This is a genomic window from Microbacterium sp. LWO14-1.2, assembly GCF_038397715.1.
Taxonomy (GTDB): domain Bacteria; phylum Actinomycetota; class Actinomycetes; order Actinomycetales; family Microbacteriaceae; genus Microbacterium.
Map to the genome: position 1 here is coordinate 3,146,196 of NZ_CP151633.1, position 23,316 is coordinate 3,169,511.

Annotated in this window: 22 protein-coding genes; 15 read left to right on the forward strand and 7 right to left on the reverse strand. The window is 70.0% G+C overall.

From position 1 onward, the window contains the following. The first annotated feature begins 41 nt into the window (after positions 1–41). Entirely contained in the window at positions 42–1,496 is a 1,455-nt protein-coding gene (locus MRBLWO14_RS15150; RefSeq protein WP_341933933.1) for an NAD(P)H-quinone dehydrogenase, read from the forward strand. Positions 1,497–1,562: 66 nt separating this feature from the next. Here MRBLWO14_RS15150 and MRBLWO14_RS15155 read toward each other — a convergent pair whose 3' ends face one another. Further along, positions 1,563–3,329, reverse strand: a complete 1,767-nt coding sequence (locus MRBLWO14_RS15155; RefSeq protein ID WP_341933934.1) for a biotin carboxylase N-terminal domain-containing protein — start codon at positions 3,327–3,329, stop codon at positions 1,563–1,565. Between the two features lie 78 nt (positions 3,330–3,407). Further along, the gene (locus MRBLWO14_RS15160; RefSeq protein WP_341936212.1) at positions 3,408–4,046 is read right to left on the reverse strand and encodes a Maf family protein; all 639 of its coding nucleotides are present in this window, start codon (positions 4,044–4,046) and stop codon (positions 3,408–3,410) included. Between the two features lie 23 nt (positions 4,047–4,069). Here MRBLWO14_RS15160 and MRBLWO14_RS15165 point away from each other — a divergent pair, with 23 nt between their 5' ends. From MRBLWO14_RS15165 to MRBLWO14_RS15185, 5 genes are all read left to right on the forward strand, one after another. Then, positions 4,070–5,299, forward strand: a complete 1,230-nt coding sequence (locus MRBLWO14_RS15165) for a TRAM domain-containing protein (RefSeq protein WP_341933935.1) — start codon at positions 4,070–4,072, stop codon at positions 5,297–5,299. Positions 5,300–5,341: 42 nt separating this feature from the next. Beyond that, on the forward strand, positions 5,342–6,004 hold the full coding sequence (locus MRBLWO14_RS15170; protein WP_341933936.1) for a response regulator transcription factor: 663 nt from the start codon (positions 5,342–5,344) through the stop codon (positions 6,002–6,004). Further along, a complete protein-coding gene (locus MRBLWO14_RS15175; protein WP_341933937.1) occupies positions 5,994–7,226 on the forward strand; it encodes an ATP-binding protein in 1,233 nt (410 codons plus the stop codon). The genes MRBLWO14_RS15170 and MRBLWO14_RS15175 overlap by 11 nt, the downstream gene beginning before the upstream one ends. Then, positions 7,223–8,218, forward strand: coding sequence for a hypothetical protein (locus MRBLWO14_RS15180; protein ID WP_341933938.1), 996 nt, complete (start codon positions 7,223–7,225; stop codon positions 8,216–8,218). The genes MRBLWO14_RS15175 and MRBLWO14_RS15180 overlap by 4 nt, the downstream gene beginning before the upstream one ends. 314 nt (positions 8,219–8,532) lie before the next feature. Next, entirely contained in the window at positions 8,533–9,765 is a 1,233-nt protein-coding gene (locus MRBLWO14_RS15185) for an ROK family transcriptional regulator (RefSeq protein ID WP_341933939.1), read from the forward strand. A 181-nt stretch (positions 9,766–9,946) separates the two neighbouring features. Here MRBLWO14_RS15185 and MRBLWO14_RS15190 read toward each other — a convergent pair whose 3' ends face one another. Together MRBLWO14_RS15190 and MRBLWO14_RS15195 are read right to left on the reverse strand one after the other, a co-directional pair. Next, positions 9,947–10,189, reverse strand: coding sequence for an acyl-CoA carboxylase subunit epsilon (locus MRBLWO14_RS15190; RefSeq protein ID WP_341933940.1), 243 nt, complete (start codon positions 10,187–10,189; stop codon positions 9,947–9,949). After that, positions 10,186–11,784: an acyl-CoA carboxylase subunit beta gene (locus MRBLWO14_RS15195; RefSeq protein WP_341933941.1), complete on the reverse strand. Its 1,599-nt coding sequence runs from the start codon at positions 11,782–11,784 to the stop codon at positions 10,186–10,188. The genes MRBLWO14_RS15190 and MRBLWO14_RS15195 overlap by 4 nt, the downstream gene beginning before the upstream one ends. A gap of 159 nt (positions 11,785–11,943) precedes the next feature. Between MRBLWO14_RS15195 and MRBLWO14_RS15200 the strand changes: the two genes are divergently transcribed. Further along, positions 11,944–12,303, forward strand: coding sequence for a hypothetical protein (locus MRBLWO14_RS15200; RefSeq protein WP_341933942.1), 360 nt, complete (start codon positions 11,944–11,946; stop codon positions 12,301–12,303). Positions 12,304–12,347: 44 nt separating this feature from the next. Here MRBLWO14_RS15200 and MRBLWO14_RS15205 read toward each other — a convergent pair whose 3' ends face one another. Together MRBLWO14_RS15205 and MRBLWO14_RS15210 are read right to left on the reverse strand one after the other, a co-directional pair. After that, positions 12,348–13,352 (reverse strand): hypothetical protein, encoded by a 1,005-nt coding sequence (locus tag MRBLWO14_RS15205; protein ID WP_341933943.1) that lies wholly within the window; start codon positions 13,350–13,352, stop codon positions 12,348–12,350. Between the two features lie 86 nt (positions 13,353–13,438). Continuing rightward, a complete protein-coding gene (locus MRBLWO14_RS15210; protein ID WP_341933944.1) occupies positions 13,439–14,131 on the reverse strand; it encodes a phosphocholine cytidylyltransferase family protein in 693 nt (230 codons plus the stop codon). Between the two features lie 247 nt (positions 14,132–14,378). On the opposite strand from MRBLWO14_RS15210, the gene MRBLWO14_RS15215 reads away from it, so the two are divergent. Genes MRBLWO14_RS15215 through MRBLWO14_RS15225 form a run of 3 tightly spaced genes read left to right on the forward strand, consistent with a single transcriptional unit; the run spans position 14,379 to position 18,044 of the window. Then, positions 14,379–16,196, forward strand: a complete 1,818-nt coding sequence (locus MRBLWO14_RS15215) for an ATP-binding cassette domain-containing protein (protein ID WP_341933945.1) — start codon at positions 14,379–14,381, stop codon at positions 16,194–16,196. Beyond that, complete coding sequence (locus MRBLWO14_RS15220; RefSeq protein WP_341933946.1) at positions 16,172–17,737, forward strand: hypothetical protein; 1,566 nt, start codon at positions 16,172–16,174, stop codon at positions 17,735–17,737. The genes MRBLWO14_RS15215 and MRBLWO14_RS15220 overlap by 25 nt, the downstream gene beginning before the upstream one ends. 40 nt (positions 17,738–17,777) lie before the next feature. Next, positions 17,778–18,044 carry a DUF3039 domain-containing protein gene (locus MRBLWO14_RS15225; protein ID WP_028503536.1) on the forward strand — a complete coding sequence of 89 codons (267 nt, stop codon included), beginning with the start codon at positions 17,778–17,780 and terminating at the stop codon, positions 18,042–18,044. Between the two features lie 10 nt (positions 18,045–18,054). Here MRBLWO14_RS15225 and MRBLWO14_RS15230 read toward each other — a convergent pair whose 3' ends face one another. Then, positions 18,055–19,380, reverse strand: a complete 1,326-nt coding sequence (locus MRBLWO14_RS15230; RefSeq protein ID WP_341933947.1) for a nicotinate phosphoribosyltransferase — start codon at positions 19,378–19,380, stop codon at positions 18,055–18,057. Between the two features lie 71 nt (positions 19,381–19,451). Here MRBLWO14_RS15230 and murI point away from each other — a divergent pair, with 71 nt between their 5' ends. The 5 genes from murI (at position 19,452) to MRBLWO14_RS15255 (ending at position 23,314) form a co-directional block, all read left to right on the forward strand. Continuing rightward, the gene (gene murI, locus MRBLWO14_RS15235; protein ID WP_341933948.1) at positions 19,452–20,279 is read left to right on the forward strand and encodes a glutamate racemase; all 828 of its coding nucleotides are present in this window, start codon (positions 19,452–19,454) and stop codon (positions 20,277–20,279) included. 58 nt (positions 20,280–20,337) lie between these two features. Then, positions 20,338–21,072, forward strand: coding sequence for a ribonuclease PH (gene rph, locus MRBLWO14_RS15240; RefSeq protein WP_341933949.1), 735 nt, complete (start codon positions 20,338–20,340; stop codon positions 21,070–21,072). Beyond that, a complete protein-coding gene (gene rdgB, locus MRBLWO14_RS15245) occupies positions 21,072–21,665 on the forward strand; it encodes an RdgB/HAM1 family non-canonical purine NTP pyrophosphatase (protein WP_341933950.1) in 594 nt (197 codons plus the stop codon). Before rph ends, rdgB begins: the two co-directional genes overlap by 1 nt. Positions 21,666–21,725: 60 nt before the next feature. Further along, complete coding sequence (locus MRBLWO14_RS15250) at positions 21,726–22,301, forward strand: dihydrofolate reductase family protein (RefSeq protein WP_341933951.1); 576 nt, start codon at positions 21,726–21,728, stop codon at positions 22,299–22,301. Positions 22,302–22,393: 92 nt separating this feature from the next. Beyond that, on the forward strand, positions 22,394–23,314 hold the full coding sequence (locus tag MRBLWO14_RS15255) for a cation diffusion facilitator family transporter (protein WP_341933952.1): 921 nt from the start codon (positions 22,394–22,396) through the stop codon (positions 23,312–23,314). Positions 23,315–23,316: the final 2 nt, after the last annotated feature.

Below are 23,316 nucleotides of genomic sequence, written 5' to 3' on the forward strand. Positions count from 1 at the left end.
CTCTAGGAAGGTGGACGGCCGGGTGCCAGGATTGCGGGAGAATGGGAGGCATGTCTTCCACGCCCTTCGAACGCACTCAGCGCGTCGCCGTGCTCGGCGGCGGCCCCGGCGGATACGAGGCTGCCCTCGCGGCAGCCCAGCTCGGAGCCGAGGTGACCCTCGTCGAGCGGGTGGGCGTCGGTGGAGCGGCCGTGCTCACCGACGTCGTCCCGTCGAAGAGCCTCATCGCCACCGCCGACGCGGCTGTCGCGATCTCGGAGGCATCCGACCTCGGAGTGCAGTTCTACGCCAAGGGCGAGCACGGCAAGCCGCTCAAGCCCGAGATCGCCATCAACCTCGCCGCCGTCAACAAGCGGCTCATCGCGCTCGCCGGCCAGCAGTCCGAGGACATGCGCTCGACCCTGCTCGAGGCGGGAGTGCGCATCCTCTCCGGGCACGGGCGCCTCGAGGGCCCGAACGCGATCGTCGTCTCGACCGGGCAGGACGGCACCGACTTCGACCGCATCGAGGCCGACACGATCGTCGTCGCGGTCGGAGCGTCGCCGCGTGAGCTCGATTCCGCGAAGCCCGACGGCAAGCGCATCCTCACCTGGACGCAGCTGTACGACATGAAGGCGCTCCCCGAGCACCTCATCGTCGTCGGGTCGGGCGTCACGGGTGCCGAGTTCGCGTCCGCGTACATGAACCTCGGATCGAAGGTGACTCTCGTCTCCAGCCGCGAGCAGGTGCTGCCCGGCGAGGACCAGGACGCGGCGAAGGTGCTCGAGAAGGTCTTCAAGCGCGGGGGCATGGAGTTGCTGTCGAAAGCCCGTGCCGAGAAGGTCGAGGTGATCGACGACGGCGTCCGTGTGACGCTCGCCGACGGCCGCACGGTCGAGGGCAGCCACTGCTTGATGGCGGTCGGCTCGATCCCGAACACGAAGGGCATCGGGCTCGAGGACGCGGGCGTCGAGCTCACCGAGCAGGGCAACATCCGGGTCAACCGCGTCGCTCGCACCTCGGTGCCCAACGTGTACGCGGTCGGCGACTGCACGAACTTCTTCCCGCTCGCCTCCGTCGCGTCGATGCAGGGGCGCACGGCGGTGTTCCACGCCCTGGGCGACATCGTGATCCCGTTGGAGCTCATCAAGATCACCTCCAACATCTTCACCGCGCCCGAGATCGCGACCGTCGGGTACTCGCAGAAGGACGTCGAGGAAGGGGTGGCCGACGGCCTCGTCTACAAGCTTCCTCTCGCCGCGAATCCCCGAGCGAAGATGATGGGCATCAAGGACGGCTTCGTGAAGCTCATCGCCCGCAAGGGGTCGGGTACGGTCATCGGCGGCGTCATCGTGGCGCCGAAGGCGTCGGAGCTCATCTACCCGATCGCCGTCGCGGTCGAGCGCCGACTCACCGTCGACCAGGTCTCGCGGGTCTTCGCGGCATACCCGTCGCTGTCGAGCAGCATCACCGACGCCAGCCGCGCGATGCACCTCGTCAACGCGAAGATCAACTAGCGCGAGCGTCGTCGCACGCAGAAGAGCCCCCGCCGCGGCGGGGGCTCTTCTCGTCGGCGGATGCCGTCAGCTGATCGTGAGCAGCTGATGTCCCGCGGAGACGGTGGCACCGGCATCCGCGTTGATGTTGCCGATCACGCCGTCCTTGTGCGCCTGCAGCGGCTGCTCCATCTTCATCGCCTCGAGGACCACGACGAGGTCGCCCTTGACGACCTGCTGCCCCTCTTCGACGGCGACCTTGACGACGGTCGCCTGCATCGGCGACTTCACGGCATCGCCCGAGGCGCCGGCGCTGACGGACGTGGCATGGCTGCGACGAGACGGCGGCACGGCGGCCGGGCGTCCGACGGTGCCGGCGGCGACCGCGACGCGATCGGGGAGGCTGACCTCGAGGCGCTTGCCTCCGACCTCGACGACGACCGTGTGACGGCCCGACTCGGCGGCGGGGGACTCCAGCTCTCCGTCCCATGCGGGGATGTCGTTGTGGAACTCGGTCTCGATCCAGCGCGTGAAGACGCTGAACTCGCCGTTCTCCGCCGTGAACGCCGGGTCGTTGACGACCTTGCGGTGGAAGGGGAGCACGGTGGGGAGGCCCGCGACCTCGAACTCCTCGAGGGCGCGACGCGAGCGCTCGAGGGCTTCGGCGCGGTCCTTGCCGGTCACGATGATCTTCGCGAGCAGCGAGTCGAAGGCGCCGGAGACGGAATCGCCGGCGGTGACGCCGGAGTCCAGGCGGATGCCGGGGCCGCCGAACGTCTTGAAGACGTGGATGGGTCCGGGCTGGGGAAGGAAGCCGCGACCCGGGTCCTCGCCGTTGATGCGGAACTCGAAGGAGTGCCCGGTCGGTGCGGGGTCGTCGTAGTCGATTGTGCCGCCGGCTGCGATGCGGAACTGCTCGCGGACCAGGTCGATGCCCGTGACCTCCTCCGACACCGGGTGCTCGACCTGCAGGCGGGTGTTCACCTCAAGGAACGACACCGTGCCGTCTGCGCCGATGAGGAACTCGCAGGTGCCGGCGCCGACGTAGCCGACCTCTTTGAGGATCGCCTTCGACGCGGCGTAGAGCTGAGCGTTCTGCTCCTCGGTGAGGTACGGGGCCGGGGCTTCCTCGACGAGCTTCTGATGACGGCGCTGCAGCGAGCAGTCGCGCGTCGAGATGACGACGACGTTGCCCGCGGCATCCGCGAGGCACTGGGTCTCGACATGCCGGGGCTTGTCGAGGTACTTCTCCACGAAGCATTCGCCGCGGCCGAAGGCGGCGACGGCCTCGCGGGTCGCCGATTCGAACAGCTCGGCGACCTCGTCGAGTTCGCGGGCGACCTTGAGGCCGCGTCCGCCGCCGCCGTACGCGGCCTTGATGGCGATGGGAAGGCCGTACTCCTGTGCAAAGGCGACGACCTCGTCTGCGCCGGAGACGGGGCCGGGCGTTCCGGGGGCGAGCGGTGCGCCGACCTTCTCGGCGACGTGTCGCGCGGTGACCTTGTCGCCGAGCGCTTCGATGGCCTCGGGGGACGGTCCGATCCAGGTCATGCCCGCACCGATGACGGCCCGCGCGAAGTCGGCGTTCTCAGCGAGGAAGCCGTAGCCCGGGTGCACGGCGTCGGCGCCGGCGCGTCGGGCGACCGAGAGGATCTTCTCGATCTGCAGGTAGGTCTCCGCGCTCGTGGCGCCGCCCAGGGCGTAGGCCTCGTCGGCGAGACGGGTGTGCAGCGCATCGCGGTCCTGGTCGGCGTAGACGGCGACCGATGCGATTCCGGAATCCCGGGCGGCACGGATGATGCGTACGGCGATCTCGCCGCGGTTGGCGATGAGCACCTTGGCGATATCAGGCATGGTTGCCAGCCTAGCGAGAAGAGGGCCGATCGCTTTGACGACTCCCCACAAGAAAGACGGAGAAACGTGGAGGGGACCCTACGACCAGAGGTCGGTCCAGCGGACGCCGAGTTCAGCGGCCAGACGGCGCACGGTCGACAGTGACATGCCCACCACCGTCGACGGATCGCCGTCGACACGGTTGATGAACGCGCCGCCCAGGCTGTCGACCGTGAAGGCTCCGGCCACGTGCAGGGGTTCGCCGGAGGCGACGTAGGCCTCGATCTCGGCATCGGACACGTCGTCGGCGAACGTCACGGACGCTTCCGCCGTCGCGGTCGCCTCCACCGGGTCGACTCCAGGCGAGACACGGAACACGGAGTGCCCGGAGTGCAGGACGCCGGTCGCGCCCCGCATCTCCCGCCACCGCCGAGTGGCCTCCTTGGGCGTGTAGGGCTTGCCGTAGACCCGGCCGCCGAGCGCGAACATCGAGTCGCCGCCGATCACGATCCCGTCGAACGACCCCTCGGATGCGAGCCGGTGCGCGACGTCCGCGGCCTTGGCCCTGGCGAGCAGCAGGACGAGCTCGGCAGGAGGGAGCTCGGATCCGCGCGTGGCCGCTGCCGACGCGGCCAGTGCCTCCTCGTCGACCCCGGGTGCTTCGGTCAGCGGCTCGATGCCCGCTTGCCGGAGCAGCATGAGACGGGCGGGGGAGGTGGAGGCCAGGCAGACGCGCATGTGCACCACCGTATCCTCGAAGGATGACTTCCTCCCCCGACCTGCTCGATCTGGACATCACGGGAATCGCGCACGGCGGCACCTTCATCGCCCGCCACGAGGGGCGCGTCGTGTTCGTCTCCGACGCGATCCCCGGGGAGCGCGTCCGGGCACGCCTCGACGCCGACTCGGCGGGCTCCTCCAAGAGCTTCTGGCGTGCGGAGACCGTGGAGGTGCTCGACGCCTCCCCGCACCGTCGACCGCATGTCTGGGCGGAGGCCGACGTGTCGCGGGCGCCCGAGCAGCGGGCCGGCGGCGCCGATCTCGGTCACATCGATCTCGCGCACCAGCGCACGGTGAAGCGCCAGGTGCTCAGCGAGGCGCTGGACAGGTTCGCCGGGGCGGGGCTCGAAGCGCCCGAGGTCGAAGCCGTCGATTCCGGCGATGGGACGGGGTGGCGCTCCCGGGTCACGCTCCACGTCGACGACGACGGTGTGATCGGCCCCTACGCGGCCCGCAGTCACCGCGTCATCCCGGTCGAATCGCACCCTCTCGCCCGACCCGCGGTGGCGGATGCCGCGCTGGGACTCGACGGCGCGCGTCCGGGGAGCGTCGAACTGGTCGAGCCGGCGGACGGAGAGGTCCGCGTCATCCGCCGCGACGCCCGGACCGAGCGCCCTCGACGCGGCACGAGCCGCAGACCGGACCCGGAGATCGTGTTCGAGCAGGTCGGCGATCGGCGGTTCCAGCTCGACGCCGGCGGGTTCTGGCAGGTGCACCCGCGCGCGGCCTCCGTGCTCGACGCGGCCGTGTACGGCATCCTCGACGGACACGTCGACGAGGGCCGCACCCACTACGACCTCTACGGCGGAGTCGGACTGTTCGCCGCGACGCTCGCCGACCTCGGCGGAACCGACATCGTCACGGTCGAGGCCAACGCGAGAGCGACCGCGCACGCGGCGGCGAACCTCGCCCCGCTGGACGTGACGGCGGTCACGGCGCGCGTCGACCGCTTCCTGGCGGGTCTGCCGACGGGTGCCGCTGCGGGCGCCGTGGTACTCGATCCGCCCCGTGCGGGCGCGGGACGCCAGGTCGTCGACGCGCTGAACGCACTCGCGCCGGAGGCGATCGCCTACGTGGCCTGCGATCCTGTCGCGCTGGCGCGCGATCTCGGTACGTTCCGCGAGTACGGCTGGCAGGTGCCGCGGCTGCGCGCCTTCGATCTCTTCCCGCACTCGCACCACTTCGAGGTCGTGGCGCTGCTCACCCGCTGATCGCCGATCTCCAACGACTCGACTAATCAGTAGGCTGGGCGGATGAGCAGGGTCGCACTGATCGATGATCACGAGTCCGTCCGTCTGGGACTCGAGGCGGCATGTGCGCGTGACGGCGCGGGAACCGTGGTCTTCTCCGGCAGCACCGTCGGCGCGTACCTCGACTGGCGTGCGGCGACCTCCGCGGCCCCCGCGGATGTCGTCGTCCTCGATCTGACGCTCGGTGACGGCACCACCGTCACCGAGAACGTGTCGTCGCTGGTGGCCGACGGAGCGAGCGTCGTGATCCACAGCGTCGCCGACCGTCCCGCAGCCGTCCGAGAGGCGCTCGTCGCCGGCGCCGCGGGCGTGGTGAGCAAGTCCTCCGCGCTCGACGACGTGCTCGAGGCCATCCGCACCGTGGCTCAGGGCGAGGCGTTGAACAACGTCGAGTGGGCGAGCGCCGTCGATGGGGACCGCGACTTCGCCGACGCGCAGCTGTCGTCGCGCGAGCGCGAGGTGCTGCGCCTGTACGCGACGGGTCTGCCGCTCAAGGCCGTCGCCGAGCGGCTGGGAGTGGCCTACTCGACCGCCAAGGAGAACATCACCCGCATCCGCGTGAAGTACGTCGACGTCGGTCGCCCCGCGCCCACCAAGGTCGACCTGCTCCGGCGCGCGATGGAGGACGGGATCGTCGCCGCCGACGGGACGCCGAGTGCCCACTGAGCCGCTCAGCATCCGCGAGGCCTGGAGCCAGATACCCTCTCCGGGCAGCGTGGAGACCGAGTTCGAGCGCTTCACCGGCAAGCGCATGGAGCGCATCCTCGCGACCGTGGTCGCGATCGGATCCTCGGCGCTGGGAGTCCAGGCGCTCTTCGCCGCTCTCCCGACGATGTCCTGGAGCGACGCGCCCCGCGTGATCACTCTGCTCGCGGTCTACATCCCGTTCGCGCTCATGCTGGTCGCGTGTCTGGTCGGTCGCGGCGTGCGCACGGCATCCGGTCTCTTCGCGATCGTGTACGTGCTCGCGCTCGGCGCGTGGCCGAGCCTGGTCGGCGTCTCCGCGGGCTCGGCCACCCAGCCCTGGATCTTCTTCCTCGTGAACGTCGGCGTGGTCGCCGCGATGCTCGCGTTCCCCCTGTGGCTGCAGTTCTCGTGGGCCGTCGGCCTTCCCTTCGTGTACGGATACGTGCGGCTCGTCGAGGGAGGCTTCTCGCGCGACTTCTGGGTCACCACGGCGTTCGACGTCTCGTTCACGCTCATCCTCGGCATCGTGATCATCTCCCTGGGCTGGATGTTCCGCTCGGTGGCCGCGGGAGTCGACGAGGCCAGGGCGCGCGCGGTGTCGTCGTATGCGGATGCCGCAGCGGCGGCCGCCGCGGAGGAGGAGCGCGTCGCGATGTCGGCGCTCATGCACGACAGCGTGCTGGCCGCCCTCATCGCCGTCGAGCGCGCGGAGGGCGAGCGCGCGCGCGAGCTCGCCGTCGGCATGGCGCGCGAGGCGCTCACCCGGCTGGCGAACACCGAGGCCGCCGTCGCCCAGGAGGGCAGTGACGAGCCGGTGGCGACCGATCAGATCGTGGCCGAGCTGCGGCGCGCCCTCTCCGAACTGGGCGCCGACGCGATCGTCGAGGAGCGCGGCCCGATCGGGCTCCTGCCCGGCAGGGTCGCGCGGGCGCTGGTGCTCGCCGCCCGCCAGGCGCTGGGCAACGCCGTGACCCACGCCCACGGTCGCGGCCTGCACATCCTCGCGGAGGGACGCGGCGACGAGGGCATCGTGGTGACGATCTCCGACACCGGCCCCGGCTTCGACCTCGACGCGATCGGCGCCGACCGTCTCGGCATCCGCGCCTCGATCCTCGCGCGCATGGCAGGAGTCGCGGGGACCGCGGACATCGACTCGTCGGAGCTCGGCACCACCGTCACGCTCGGGTGGGAGCACTCGTGAACAGGACGGTGCGCAGCGTCGCGACCTCGCTGGCCGTCGGGTTCGCGATGTACTTCGTGGCGCGCGGCGTGTGGTGGATCGAGCAGCCGACAGCGCCCCTGCTCATGGTCGCTGCGATCGGTCTGTACCTCGTCGTCGTGTGCGCCGCCATCCTCTGGGATTCCGCGACGTCAGTGCGGATGCCGCTCTGGACGGCGCTCCTGGCGCTCGTCTCGAGCGCGGTGATTCCCACTCTCGTCACACTGTCCCTCGATCCCGTCACGCTCACCGCGCCGTTCGCCACCTGGTACATCGGAGCGCTCGGGCTGCTGGGAATCGTCTGCGTCGTGCGGCGGAGACTGGTGATCGGATGGCTGGTCATCGTCGTACTGATCGCCGCGTCGTCAGCCGCGCTCGGGTTCTTCGTCGCTCTGTCGCTGGGTCTCGTGGGCTCCGTGATGTGGGTCGCCGTCGCGCACCTGCTCGTCATGTTCTGGGATCGAGCCGTCCGCGACACCGAACGGCTCGCGGGCATCCAGCAGGCCGTGTCGGCGTGGCACGCCACGCAGCAGGTGCGGCAGAAGGAGCGGCGCCTGCGCACACAGTTCGCGGTGGCGGTCGCCGGCCCGCTGCTGAGCCGCGCTGTGGCGACCCACGGCGAGCTCGACCCCGAGGAACGCCTGGAGGCCCGCCTCGCCGAGGGCCGGCTCCGTGATGAGCTCCGAGGGGCGGATCTGCTCAATGACGCGGTGCGGGATGCCATCGAGGAGGCCCGGCGCAGGGGCGCCGTCGTCACGGTCTTCGACGAGGGCGGGCTCGACGACGTGACCGAAGCCCGACGGGCGGAGATCCGCGACGAGCTCGCCGAGGTGCTGCGCGCGGCGAATGCCGAGAGATGGATCATCCGGGCGGCCAGGGATCCACGCACCGCGGTGACCGTGGTCGGCAGGGCGAGCGCGGGCAGGGCCAGCGACGACGACGCGGTCGACGTCTGGCACGAGATCCCGCGCTGACAGACCCACCGGTCGACTGCACTGACCCGGCCGCACTGCGACGACTCGCACGCGCGCCTCGACTCCGACCGGGGGAGGTGATCGGAGGCGAGGGCGGTAAGAGAATGGGCGAGGGGCGGCGAAGCCGCCAGCCCCTCGCCGTGCGGAACAGTTACCCGAAAACCGTCCGCCGATGACCGGTCTGCGTCTATCTACCCTGGGACAGAGAGACCAGCCGAACGCGAAGCGTCCCCTTCAGTCTCACGGTTCTCCACGACGTTGTCTGTAGGTATTTTGGGGGACACGGAATCGGCCATCGTGCGAGAAGATGGGACATGGCAATGCGCCGGGGTACCAACCTGCCGCGGATGGGCGATTTCAACCAATCGGTGATTCTCGAAGCCATCCGCCGCTCCGTCGACGGGCTCAGTCGCATCGAGCTCGTGGACGCGACGGGGCTGTCCGCCCAGACGGTGACGAACATCACGCGGCGTCTGCTCGACGAGGGACTCATCGCCGAAGCCGGTCGCACGATCAACGGGCCGGGGAAGCCGCGGGTGACGCTGCGGCTCGTCGCCGAGAGCCGCTTCGCCGTGGGCGTGCACCTCGACCCGGCTGTCATCACGGTCGTGCTGCTCGACATGTCGGGCGCCGTCCGACGGCGTCGGTCGGTGCGGACAGGGGACAAGGCGCCCGAGAGCATCGCGGAGACGATGGCGCGCACGGTCGAGACGGTCGTCGAGGATTCCGCGGTCGACCGCCGGCTCGTCGCCGGCGTGGGCGTGGCCGTTCCCGGACCGCTCGACGCGGCGAGGGGCACGGTGATCGACCCGCCCAAGCTGCAGGGCTGGCACAGGGTGCCGCTTCGGGCAGTCGTGGCCGAGGCATCGGGCTTCGAGGTCATGCTGGAGAAGGACACGGTCGCCGCCGCCGTGGGGGAGCAGTGGACCGGGCGCTGGGCGGCGGACGGCTCGTTCGTCTTCGTGTACCTCGGCACCGGCATCGGCGCGTCCCTGGTGCGAGACGGGGATGCGATCAGGGGGAGCTCGCGCAACTTCGGGGAGATCGGGCACATCATCGTCGACCCCGAGGGGCCGGCGTGCCCGTGCGGCTCTCGTGGATGCGTCGACGTCGTGTGCACGCCCCAGGCCATCGTGGAGCGGGCCGAGCGTGCGGGCCTCTTCGCCGACGCGGTCGACCCGGGCGACATCCAGGCGGTCGAAGAGCGGTTCACTCGCCTATGCGAGCGGGCAGCGGGCGGGGAACCAGCGGCGGCGGCGGCGCTCGAGACCGCGGCCGCGCATCTGTCGATCCTCATAGCCGTGCTCACAGACCTGCTCGACGTCGACCGCGTCGTGCTCGGCGGGCCGTGTTGGGCGACTCTCAGTGACCTCTATCTGCGAGTGCTGCCCGAGATGGTGTACCGCCGCAGCGCCACCCGGGCGCTGCGAACGATCCCGATCGACGGCACCGTCGTGGGCGAAAACGTCGGCGCGGTGGGAGCCGCCTGCGTGGTGCTGGATGCCGTGCTGACTCCCCGTGCGTCGGACCTCTACCTCGACGACTGAATCAGGCTTCACCTGGGATACCGGTATATCGGTGTCGCGGTCGGAGGGATAAGTCCAGTCGATGTACTATCGAAACCGGTGCGCCGACTGGGGTGAATCCGGGGGGTGGGTCCCGCGTGCACAGCGGAGACTCTCTGCGCGGCCCGTGAGCTGGGGGGCTCACGGGCCCGCAGGCCCGGTCTCAACCGGAGAAGCGCCCCCAGGGGATGTCACGCCGCAGCGGCTTGCGGAGCGATCGCTGCGTCCTCATCCACGCCGACACCTGCGGCTCCTCCGCCACGGCCTCGGCCGACTCCTGCGCGTACGCATCGCTGACCACGGCGATCAGCGCGGCGAGTTCCTCCTCCGTGGCGTTCCCGCGCGTGATCTCGATCGTCGGGGGCTGTTCTCCCGACTCCGGGACGGCATCCGATGGCGCGCTCACAGCGGGATGTTCCCGTGCTTCTTCGGAGGCAGCTCGGCGCGCTTGCCACGGAGGGCCCGCAGTGCCTTCGCGATCGACACGCGCGTGTTCGCCGGTTCGATGATCCCGTCGATCTCGCCGCGCTCTGCGGCCAGGAAGGGCGAGGTGACGCTGTATGTGTACTCGTTCGCGAGGCGGGTGCGCACGGCGGCCACGTCTTCGCCCGCCTCCTCGGCCTTGCGGATCTCGTTGCGGTAGAGGATGTTCACGGCGCCCTGTCCGCCCATCACGGCGATCTCCGCCGTGGGCCACGCGAGGTTCACATCGGCGCCGAGCTGCTTGGAGCCCATGACGATGTACGCGCCGCCGTAGGCCTTGCGCAGGATGACGGTGACCATCGGCACGGTGGCCTCGGCGTACGCGTAGATGAGCTTCGCGCCGCGGCGGATCACGCCTGTCCACTCCTGGTCGGTGCCCGGCAGGTAGCCGGGGACGTCGACGAGCGTCACGATCGGGATGGAGAACGCGTCGCAGAAGCGCACGAAGCGGCTCGCCTTCTCGCCCGCCTCGATGTTCAGCGTTCCGGCCATCTGCGACGGCTGGTTCGCGATGATGCCCACGGAGCGACCCTCGACGCGGCCGAAGCCGATCACGATGTTCGGCGCGAACAGCGGCTGCACCTCGATGAAGTCGCCCGCGTCGACCACGTGCTCGATGACCGAGTGGATGTCGTACGGCTGGTTGGGGGAGTCGGGGATGATCGTGTTCAGTGAGCGGTCGGCATCCGTCGTCTCCCATTCGAAGCCGCTCTCGTAGCCGGGGATCTCGGCCATGTTGTTGTCCGGCAGGAAGCTCAGCAGCGTGCGCGCGTAGTCGAGCGCGTCGTCCTCGTCCTGCGCGAGGTAGTGGGCGACGCCGGAGCGCGTGTTGTGCGTGAGCGCGCCGCCGAGCTCCTCCATGCCGACGTCCTCGCCCGTGACGGTCTTGATGACGTCGGGGCCGGTCACGAACATCTGGCTGGTCTTGTCGACCATGATGACGAAGTCGGTGAGCGCGGGGCCGTAGACGGCGCCGCCGGCCGCCGGACCCATGATGATCGAGATCTGCGGGATGACACCCGACGAGCGCGTGTTGAGGCGGAAGATCTCGCCGTACTTGCTGAGGGCGAGCACGCCCTCCTGGATGCGCGCGCCGCCGGAGTCCAGGATGCCGATGATCGGCATGCCGTTGGTGAGCGCGAACTCCATGATCTTGATGATCTTGTCGCCGGACACCTCGCCGAGGGACCCGCCGAAGGTCGTGAAGTCCTGAGAGTACACGGCGACGGTCCGGCCGTGGATCGTGCCGACGCCGGTGACGACGGAGTCGCCGTACGGACGATTGCGGTCCATGCCGAAGGCCGTGGTGCGGTGCCGCACGTACTCGTCGAACTCGACGAAGCTGCCCGGGTCGACGAGCAGTTCGATGCGCTCGCGAGCGGTCATCTTGCCCTTGGCGTGCTGCTTCTCCTGCGCGACCTTCTCGGCGTCGACAACGGCTTCGTTGTAGCGAGCGCGGAGGTCTGCGAGTCTGCCGGCGGTGGTCGAGAGTTCGGGCTGTTCCGTCACGGATTCCACCCTATCGTCGGGTCGGCGCCCCTCGTTGGATGCTCGCGACAACGGCACGCCCGATCCTTTGGTGATTCCGGGAGTCGGAGGCGTGAACCTCGACGGCTTTCCTCTCGTCTCTTCTCCGACCGGACTCGCCGAGTCCGGCGCACATGACAGGAGCAGGCCATGAAGAAGAAGATCGCAGTCGCCCTCACGTCCCTCTCGCTCGCCGCCGGTGCGGCGGTGCTCGCCGCCGTGCCGGCTCAGGCGGCAGAGGGGTGCGACCCCGGCGCCGTCTGCTACGTGCTCGACGGAGTGATCAAGGCGGAGGTCGCGCCGGGGGTCAAGCCGCGCACGTCCTTCGACGAGATCGTCAACAACTCCTCCTCGACCGTCCGGGTCGCGTGGACGGGGTCGGGCGAGTCGTTCATCCCCGGTTACGCGACCGCCGTCGGCAACACGGAGACCGTGCGGGCGGGGAAGAGGGTGTACCTCGGCGACTTCACCACCGCCGACACGGTGCTCAGCGTCCGCGTCGTTCGCTGACCGCGGCGTCGTCCGCCGCGACTCCGGTCACGGCGGACGACGGCTCAGCGGCCGTCCGAGGGATCTTGCTGGAAGGGCTCCGACGAGGCGACCCCCGGAAGATCGTGCCCACCGGTGAGCTGCTCCTCCGTCTCCGTACCGCCGCGGCGGCCCCGCCGTGTGGTGAGCTCGCCCAGGCGGCGGCCGGCCCGTCCGACTCCGCGGGCCGCTGTTCCCGCTGCGCCCGCGACAGCGCCGCCGGTGAACCGCGCACCGCTCAGGAAGCGCTGCTCGAGTCTCTGCGCGCCGGGCACGGGCTCCAGCTCGACCGGGAGCTCGATAGGCGGGGCGCCGAACGCCTTATGGGACGTCGTGAGCACTCGCCTGCCCAGGATGTGGTTGCCGGCTCCTCCCACGGCGGCGCCGACGCCGAAGGGGAGCGCCTTGCCGATGAACGATGCGCCGCCCTTCGCAGCGAACTGACGCACGAACGCGCTCTTGAGACGGTCGGCGAGCGGGCCCACTGCCGCCCGGGGCAGCGACTTCGTCACGAGTTCGCCCCAGTAGGACGACCGGGATCCGCCCCGTCCGGCGGCCTGACCTGCGAGCTGGCCGACGAGGTCGACGCCCTCCTTGCCGAGCATCAACGTCATGACCAGCGCCCTGGCGCGGTCGGGGTTGGAGACCGGGATGCCGTGCACCTCGGCGACCGACTGGGCGAACAGCGCCGTGGACTCGACGAATCCGACCGTCTCGACGCCGGACAGCGCGAGCGTGATGCCGGTGCCGATGCCGGGCACGACGGCGGTCGCTCCGACCGCCGCACCTCCTGCGGTGACCGCGGCGAGGTAGCGACGCTCGAGGATGCGGATGATCTCCGCGGGGCTCGCCTGGGGGTTGCGCAGTCGGATGCTGCGGATGTGCGCGAGGACCAGAGGTCGCTGGATGGCGAGGACGCGGTCGAGGCCGCGCACCATGAGCGGATGCTCGGTCGAGCCGACCGGCGGCACCCCCTTGTCCCAGGGGGAGTCGTCAGGCAGGGAGTGGATCTTGTGCACCTTCGGAGCCATGAGCCGATCATAGGAATCCCCGCCGCGAAAAACCCGAAAGCCCGGCACCCTTGACGGGGCCGGGCTTTCGTGCAGATCTCGAGTGCTCAGACGAAGAGGTTCGCCCGCTCCAGGTCTTCCGCGAAGTCGATCTCGACCGCGTACAGGTCGGAGACGTCCATCGGCTCGAGCAGGAGGCCGTTCTCGGCGATCGCGAGCTCGAGGCCGCGCTCGAAGTAGTCCTGGTCCTCGACCCGCTGCAGCTGGCGCATGAACGCCTTCTTGTCGGCGGACGAGATGTAGTTGATGCCCACCGCCTCGCCGAGGCCGCCCTTGACGGTCTTGGAGAGCTCCTTGATGAAACCCTCGGAGGTCACGGTGTACTTGACCTCCTCGTCGCTCACCTTGGAGGTGTTGACGGTCACGAACGACTGGTCGCGCTCGATGTAGGCGGCAGCGCGGCCGAGGATCATCGGGTCGAACACCACGTCGCCGTTCATCCAGAGGACGCCCGCCTTGCCGGTCGCGCCGAGCGCGCGGAGGAGGCTCTTCGAGGTGTTGGTCTCGTCGTACCGCTCGTTGTGCACGTAGTTGACGTTCGGGAACGCCTCGATGATGGTCTCGGCGCGGTAGCCGACGACGGTCGTGATGCGGGCGTCGCTGCCGAAGGCGGCGCGGATGTTGTCGTGCTGCTGACGCATGATCGTGCGGCCGTCGCTCAGTTCGGTGAGCGGCTTGGGCAGCGCACGGCCGAGGCGCGAGCCCATGCCTGCGGCGAGGATGACGGTCTGAAGAGTCACGAGTGCTCCTAAAGGATTGGTGTTCACGGTCGGTTCACCGACCGGACACTTCGTCGTGCCGTGAGTCATGCTAGCGATAGAGCCTGGGAACGCCCGGGGTCGGGCGCTCCTGTTGCCGTTTCGTGACCCACTACACACCGGACGCTCAGATTCGTCCAGAGCCTTGCGCGACGGCGTTTCGTCTGATCCGCTGGGCAATGTTGCGGTCGGCCGTGGAGAATGTCGTGCCCGTTGATACCGTAGGACGGTGACTGCTTCCCCCGACGACCGCACCGATCAGGTGGCTGACTCCGCGAGCTCGTCTGAGAAGAAGACGCCCGCTCGCAAGACCCCCGCGAAGAAGGCACCGGCGCGCCGCGCGCCGAGCCGCTCCGCTGCCGAGAAGGCCGCTCCGACGGCCGAGGTGGTCGCGGAACCCGTCGCTCGTCCCGCCGGTTCCGAGACGCCCGCCAAGCCGAGTGCCGCTGCCGCGGCCCGCGCCGCGGCGGCCAAGAACTCGGCCCGGACCGGCACGGCGGGAAAGGCCGCTACGGCCAAGGGGGCAGCGGCCTCGAAGAGTGCTGCGCGCACGTCTTCGGCCGCCAAGACGTCTGCGGCGAAGACGGCGACCGCGCGGGCATCGAAGGCCACGGCATCCGGCGCCGCCCCCAAGACCGCAGCGGCGAAGTCCGCGGCAGAGAAGAGTGCGGCGGCGAAGACCGCGGCCCGGACGACTGCGGCACGCACGGCCGCAGCCAGGTCGGCGGCTGCGAAGAAGGCCGCCGAGACCCGGGCCGCCAACGCCGCCGCAGCCAAGGCGGCTGCGGAGGCGGCCGAGGCGAAGCGGAAGGCTGCCGAGGCGGCGGACGCAGAGCGCAGGGCAGCGGACGACGAGCTCGCGGCGGCGGTGGCCGACGCGCCCGCTCAGCCCGAGGCCGCGCCCGAGGTGGTGGTCGAGTCGCTCTCCGAGGAGGCTGTCGCCGTCGAGCCCACGGTCGCGCCCGAGCCCGCGCTTGAGCCGGAGCCCGCGGTCGCGCCCGAGCCCACGCTTGAGCCGGAGCCCGCGCTTGAGCCGGAGCCCGCGGTCGCGCTTGAGCCGAAGCCCGCGGTCGCGCCCGAGCCTACGGCCGACGCCGAGCCGGAGCCCGCGGTCGAAGCCCCCGAGGACGAGGTCACGCAGACGACGGACGTTCAGGCGCCGGCGGTCGACGCCCCCGCAGAAACGGCCGACGCGCCGGTCGAGACCGTCGACGCGGCATCCGAGCCCGCAGAGGAATCAACGAGTCCGCAGGAGCGCGCGGCCGGCGAGCCGACGATCGAACCCGGCACCGAGGCGATCCGGATCCGCGGTCTAGTCAAGAACTTCGGCGACCACACGGCGGTGAACGGCATCGACCTCACGGTGCCGGCGGGATCGTTCTACGGCATCGTCGGCCCCAACGGCGCGGGCAAGACGACGACCCTGTCGATCGTGGCCGGGCTGCTCCGGTCGGACGGCGGCGAGGTCGTGATCTGCGGCATCGACCAGGCGGCCAAGCCCCTGGCGGCGAAGCGCATGATGGGCGTGCTCCCCGACAGGCTCCGCACGTTCGATCGGCTGACCGGTCGGCAGCTCCTCTACTACTACGGGCTGCTGCGCGGGCTGGCGTCCGACGTGATCGAGAAGCGCGTCGGCGACCTCGCCAGGGCCTTCGACCTGGGGGACGCGCTCGGACGTGTGGTGTCGGACTACTCCGCGGGTATGACGAAGAAGATCATGCTCGCGGGTGCGATGATCCACTCGCCTCGGGTGCTCGTGCTCGACGAGCCGTTCGAGGCGGTCGACCCCGTGTCGTCCGCGGTGATCCTCGACATCCTCCGCGCGTACGTGGCGCACGGCGGCACGGTCATCCTCTCCAGCCACGGCATGGACCTCGTGGAGCGGGTGTGCTCGCGCGTGGCGATCATCGTCGGCGGCGACGTGCTCGCCGAGGGGACGATCGACGAGGTGCGGGCCGGTCAGACGCTCGAGGCGCGGTTCGTCGAGCTCTCCGGCGGCATCGGCGAGGTGGAGGGGCTCGAGTGGCTGCACACGTTCTCCGACTGAGGGCAGCGCTCCTGATCGGGTCGCTGCGCGGCGAACGACGGGTGCGCACCCTGCTGATGTTCGTCGTCGTCGTGGCGCTCACCGTGGTGGTGTGCTCGGCGATCCTGAGTCTCGACGACGCTCCGGTCGAGGTCGCGCGCACGGTGATCGTGCTCGGCAGCGGCGCGCTGTTCCTCGGCTTCCTCGTGGGCCCGCTGCTCGTCGGCGCCACCGATCAGCTCGACCCGCGGCGCTTCGCCGTCTTCGGCGTCGATGAACGTCAGATGCCGTGGATCCTCGCGCTCGCGTCGCTCGTGAGCGTGCCGAGCTTCGCCGTGCTCGCCGTGCACTCCAGCGTGTGCATCGTCGCCATCCGCCTCGGAGCGCCGTGGCCGGCTGCTGTGCTGATGAGCGTCCTCGCGGTGCTGTCGACCGTTCTGGTGGCCCGCATCGGGATGGCCCTCAACGCCCTCCTGCTCCCGGAGCGGCGCTCGCGCGAGCTCACGGCCGTCTTCGCGCTCGCCGTGCTGGTCGTCGCCTTCCCCGTCGCCGTCTTCCTCGCGTCGCTCAACTGGGAGGGACAGGTTCCCGCCTCGGTCGCGAACGTCACGGCGGTCGTCGGGCTCACGCCGATCGCGGCCGCCCCGCGGTTCCTGTTCGCGGCGGCAGCCGGCGACACGTCCAGCTCGTGGATCAGCGGCCTCATCGCGGCAGCCACCGCCGCCGTGCTCTGGGTCCTCTGGACATGGCTCGTCCGTCGCCTGCTCACGACCACCGAGCGCCCCGCGGCCTCCCGTGAGCGCACAGGCCTCGGGTGGTTCGGTCTGCTGCCGTCGAACGCCTTCGGCGCGATCGCCGCGCGCAGTCTCGTGTACTGGCTGCGCGACCGCCGCTACATCATGAACGTGATCGTGGTGCCGATCGCGGGCGTCCTCACGGTGCTCCCGCTGCTCGTGGCCGGCGTGCCGCTCGAGATCGCCGCGCTGTTCCCCGTGCCGGTGATGGCGCTGTTCTTCGGCTGGCTGCCGCACAACGACGTCGCGTACGACTCCACGGCCCTGTGGACGCATGTGGCCAGCGGGGTCCGCGGCGCTCCGGACCGTCTCGGCCGTCTCGTCCCCGTCGTGCTCGTCGCTGTGCCGGTTCTCGCGATCGCCGTGCCGCTCACCCTGCTGTGGATCGACGACTGGCGGCTCCTGCTTCCGCTCGTGGGTCTCGGAGCGAGCCTGCTGCTCGCCGGTCTCGGGCTCTCGAGCATCGTCTCGGCCGTCGCGCCCTACGCCGTCTCGCGTCCGGGTGACAGTCCGTTCCAACAGCCGCAGCGTGCGGCATCCCGAGGCGTCTTCGGGCCGGCGGCGGCGTTCCTCGGAGCGATCGTCGTCAGTGCTCCGACGGCGTGGCTGTTCGCGATGACCGTCTTCGAGGGCTCCGAGTACGCGCCGGCGACCTTCTGGACGGGTCTCGGAACGGGCGTCGCGGTGCTCGCGATCGGCGTGACCGTGGGCGGTCTGATCTTCGAGCGCGGCGGTGAGCGGCTGATGGAGTTCGTCGAGACGGCATGACGCCCGCCCGACGTCGTGCGCGCGCGGCTAGAATCTCGTCATGAGTACTCCGCTGGACAGCCCCGATCAGGGCGGCGTGGCAACGCTTGATCGCGAACTGGAAGAGCTCCTCCGGGAGGAGAATCTCGAACCGGGCGACCACGAGCGCTTCTCGCACTACGTGAAGAAGGACAAGATCCTCGAGTCCGCGATCACCGGCAAGCCGGTGCGTGCGCTGTGCGGCAAGAAGTGGACGCCGGGTCGCGACCCGGAGAAGTTCCCGATCTGCCCCACCTGCAAGGAGATCTACGAGTCGATGGTCGGCTGACCGCCCGCGGTCACTCGGCGTCGACGAAGACCGTCGGGATCGCCGGATCCGACTTGCTGAGCGCGAGCGCCCGCACCGGCAGCTCTTCGCGGACCCGCAGGTGGTGCTGTCGCGCCGACGTCGTCCCCGCCGCGCCCTCGAACGTCGAGTCGATGTCGCCGTTGTCGACGAACGTCGTCTGCAGAGCGCGACCGTCCGGGTGCTCCGCGGCGGTTCCGAGCTCTTCGAATCCATCGGACACGACGACGGTCTCAGCGGTCGCCACGCCGTCGGACAGCGTGCGGAACGCGGCCTTGCGTCCGCCGTGGGACGCCTTGTCGGTCGAGGCCTTCGCGACACCCACCCAGGAGCCGTCGGCGTCCTGCCGCGCGACGAGCTTGTAGACCATGCTGGCGGTGGGGTAGCCCGATCCTGTCACCACCGACGTGCCGACACCGTAGGCGTCGACGGGGGAAGCCGCGAGGGCGGCGATGGCGTACTCGTCGAGGTCGCTCGTCACCGTGATGCGGGTGCCCGTGGCGCCGAGCTCGTCGAGCTGCGCCCGTACCTCGGCGGCCACGATCGGCAGGTCGCCGGAGTCGATGCGCACTCCGCCGAGTCCGGAGCCCGCGACCCGGATCGCGGTCTCGACGCCGGTGCGGATGTCGTACGTGTCGACCAGCAGGGTGGTGTCGGTGCCGAGGCTCTCGATCTGCGAGCGGAACGCGTCCTCCTCGCTGTCGTGGAGCAGCGTCCAGGAATGCGCGGCGGTGCCCATGGTGGGGATGCCCCACTGGCGGCCCGCCTCCAGGTTGCTCGTCGCGCCGAAGCCCGCGATGTACGCGGCCCTCGCGGCGGCGACGGCCGAACGCTCCGCCGCTCGTCGCGATCCCATCTCGGCGAGCGGACGCTCACCTGCGGCGATGCTCATCCGCGATGCCGCGGTCGCGACGGCGGAGTCGTGGTTGAGCACGCTCAGAGCGAGGGTCTCGAGCACGACGGCATCCGCGAAGCTGCCCTCGACGGTGAGGATCGGGGAGCCGGGGAAGTAGAGCTCGCCCTCGCGGTAGCCGCGGATGCTGCCGGTGAAGCGGTACGACTCGAGGTACTTCAGAGAGTCGGCATCGACGACCTGGCCGTCGCGCAGGAATCGCAGTTCGTCGTCGCCGAAACGGAAGTCGCGCAGGAGCGTCAGCAGGCGTCCGGTGCCCGCGACGACGCCGAAGCGACGCCCACCGGAGAGTCTTCTCGAGAACAGCTCGAAGACGCTCGGCCGTGCGGCCGTCCCGTCGCGCAGGGCGGCGGCGAGCATGGTCAGCTCGTAACGATCGGTCAGAAGCGCCGTGGACGTCGTCATGCGCTCAGCTTAGTGACGGCCGACGCAGGGAACGCCGCGCATGTCGGTGCGCCGGACTAGGCTGGGGAGTCATGAACGACGCGCCGATCGGAATCTTCGACTCCGGTGTCGGCGGGCTCACGGTGGCCAGGGCCATCCGCGCCCAGCTGCCCCGCGAGTCGTTCGTCTACATCGGCGACTCGGCCCACTCGCCGTACGGGCCGAAGCCCATCGCCGACGTGCGCCGCTACTCGCTCGAGGTGCTCGACACGCTCGTGGATCAGGGCGTCAAGATGCTGGTGATCGCCTGTAACACGGCATCCGCCGCGATGCTGCGCGACGCCCGCGAGCGCTACGACGTGCCGGTGGTCGAGGTGATCGGCCCCGCGGTGCGCAGAGCCGTCTCGACGACCCGCAACGGCCGTGTCGGTGTGATCGGCACGGTCGGCACCATCGGCTCGCGTGCCTACCAGGACATGCTCGAGGTCAACGAGCGGCTGCAGGTCTTCACCGCCGCCTGCCCCCGCTTCGTGGAGTTCGTCGAGGCCGGCATCACCGGCACCCCCGAGGTGCTCGCCACCGCTGAGGAGTACCTCGCCCCGCTCAGGGAGGCCGACGTCGACACCCTCGTTCTCGGGTGCACGCACTACCCGTTCCTGCGCGGCGCCATCAGCTACGTGATGGGCGAGGGAGTGACGCTGGTGTCGAGTGACGACGAGACCGCCGGCGATGTATACCGCCAGCTCGTGCGGGGAGACCTCCTCGCGCCCGCCGATGCGACCGCCTCGTACGTCTACGAGGCCACGGGCGCCTCGACCGCCGAGTTCACGGCTCTCGCCAACCGTCTGATGGGGCGCGAGGTCCGCGACGTCCAGCTCGTGCAGACGGGTGTGATCACGCTCCCCGACGCCGTCCATTGACCTGACCGTAGTACCCCCGTCCTCCGCCGCCCCCGCGTCCCCCATCGAAGGAACCCCCATGTCAGACACCGTCCGCGCCGACGGGCGCTCCACCGACCAGCTCCGCGAGGTCACCATCGAGCGCGGGTGGAGCGCACATGCCGAGGGATCGGCGCTCATCAGCTTCGGAGGCACGAAGGTGCTGTGCACCGCGTCGTTCACCAACGGCGTGCCGCGGTGGCTCACCGGCAAGGGCAAGGGCTGGGTCACCGCCGAGTACGCGATGCTGCCCCGCGCCACCAACAGCCGCAACGACCGCGAGAGCGTGAAGGGCCGCATCGGCGGACGCACGCACGAGATCTCGCGACTCATCGGGCGAGCACTGCGCGCGGTCGTCGACACCAAGGCGCTCGGCGAGAACACGATCGTGATCGACTGCGACGTGCTCCAGGCCGACGGCGGCACGCGCACGGCCGCGATCACCGGCGCGTACGTGGCCCTCGCCGACGCGATCGAGTGGGGTCGGGAGATGAAGTTCATCGGCAGGAACTCGACGCCCCTGATCGACTCGGTCTCGGCGATCTCCGTCGGCATCATCGACGGCGAGCCGATGCTCGATCTGGCATATGTCGAAGACGTGCGCGCCGAGACCGACATGAACGTCGTCGTCACCGGGCGAGGACTCTTCGTCGAGGTGCAGGGCACCGCCGAGGGAGCTCCGTTCGACAAGCGAGAGCTCGACGCGCTGCTCGACCTCGGAGTCGCCGGGTGCAACGACCTGAAGGACGCTCAGCGGAAGGCGCTCGCGGGCTGATGCGGGTCGTCCTCGCCACGCACAACCCGCACAAGGTCGCGGAGTTCCAGCAGATCGTGTCGTCGACGCGGCCCGATCTGGAGATCGTCGCATACGACGGGCCTGAGCCGGTCGAGGACGGGGTGACCTTCGCCGAGAACGCGCTCCTCAAGGCGCGCGCGGCGTCGGCGCACACCGGGCTCCCTGCCCTCGCCGACGACTCCGGGATCTGCGTCGACGTCCTCGGCGGGTCGCCGGGTGTCTTCTCCGCGTACTGGGCGGGACAGCGGAAGGATGCCGCGGCCAACCTCGAGCTCCTCCTCGACCAGTTGCACGACATCGCCGACCCGCACCGCGCGGCGCATTTCACCTCGACGATCGCCCTGGTGATCCCGGATGGCGCCGAACACGTGGTCGAGGGCATCTGGCCCGGTCGCCTCGCGCACGCGGCATCCGGAGCCGGCGGGTTCGGCTACGACCCGATCTTCATCCCCGACGGGCAGCCAGCGGGCGAAGAGCGCTCGGTGGGGGAATTCTCGGCCGAGGAGAAGCAGTCGCAGTCGCATCGGGCGCGGGCCTTCGCTGAACTCGTACCCTTGCTCGCCACTCTCTGACACAGCGAGGGTAACCACTACGCTTGACGTACTTCATGCGTAGTGGTTACGGTGGTGGGCATGAGAGAGCTCACGTACTACATCGGCGTCACGCTCGACGGGTTCATCGCGGGGCCGGCTGACGAGGTCGACTTCTATCCCGTGACGGAGGGCTTCGCCGAGATGCTCGGCAGCGAACTGTCCGACATCCAGCCGGCTTTCGTTCGCGCCGGTCGAGGAGAAGCGGACGAACCGCTGACCCGCTTCGACACCGTGGTGATGGGTCGCCGTACGTACGAGCCCGCGCTCGCGCAGGGGGTCGTCGATCCGTACTCGCAGCTGCGCACGATCGTGATGAGCACGACGCTCGACGATCCGGGGCATGACAACGTCGAGATCGTGCGCACCGACCCCGTGGCGCGAGTCCGAGAGCTCCAGGCCGAGGACGGCCTCGGTATCTACCTCGCGGGCGGGGGCGGTCTCGCCGGTGTCCTCCTCGACGAGATCGACCGCCTGATCGTCAAGAAGTACCCGGTGATCGCCGGTTCCGGCATCCCCATGGTCGACCACGGGTTCCGACCGACGTCCTTCGCGCTCGACCGCGTGCGCACGTTCGACAACGGCTGCGCGGTGCTGGAGTACACGCGGACGCGCTGAGCGATGCCGACGGACACCTACTGAGAATCATCACCATTCCCGAGTAGCGAGATCCGCCCCGAGCGGCCGGATCCCGCGTCTAGCCTGGTCACATGCACGATCACGCGCCCGCCGCCGGCGGCATCCGCTCGGCCAGCCACCGCCGCCTTCTGGCGATCTCGCTGACCCTGACGGCGACGATCATGGTCGTGCAGGTGGTCGGGGCGATCCTCACGGGCTCGCTCGCTCTGCTGGCCGATGCGGCGCACATGTTCACCGATGCGTCCGCACTCGTGATCGCGCTCATCGCCGCAGCGGTCGCCGCACGGCCCGCCGATGACCGGCGCACGTTCGGCTATCAACGCGCCGAGGTCTTCGGCGCCCTCATCAACGCGATCATCCTCATCCTCCTGTCCGGCTGGGTCGGCATCGAGGCGATCGGCCGTCTCGTCGACCCCGGCGAGACGGAGGTCGCCGGCGGACTCATGCTGGTCGTCGCCGCGGTCGGCCTCATCGCCAACGCCGTCTCGATGTGGCTGCTGAGCCGCGCTCAGCGCAGCAGCATCAACGTGCGCGGCGCGTACCTCGAGGTCATGGGCGACCTCATCGGCTCCGCCATGGTGATCGTCGCCGCGATCGTCATCGTCACGACCGGATGGACGCCGGCGGACGCGATCGCGTCGATGGCCATCGCCGTCATGATCATCCCGCGCGCCATCGCCCTGCTCCGGGAGGTGTTCTCCGTGCTGTCCGAGTCGGCGCCGAAGGGGACCGCGGTCAGCGACATCCGCCAGCACCTGCTCGACTACGACGGCGTCGTGGGTGTGCACGACGTGCACGTGTGGCAGCTGACGAGGGGCGCGCCCGTGTTCAGCGCGCACGTGAGCGTCGAACCGGCTCTGCTCGCCGACGGCCGCTCCGCGCGGCTCCTCGCCGATATGCAGTCGTGTCTCGCCGAGCATTTCGACGTCGAGCATTCGACCTTCCAGATCGAACCGGCGGAGCAGTCGGACTGCGAGCCGTACCACGCCTGAGC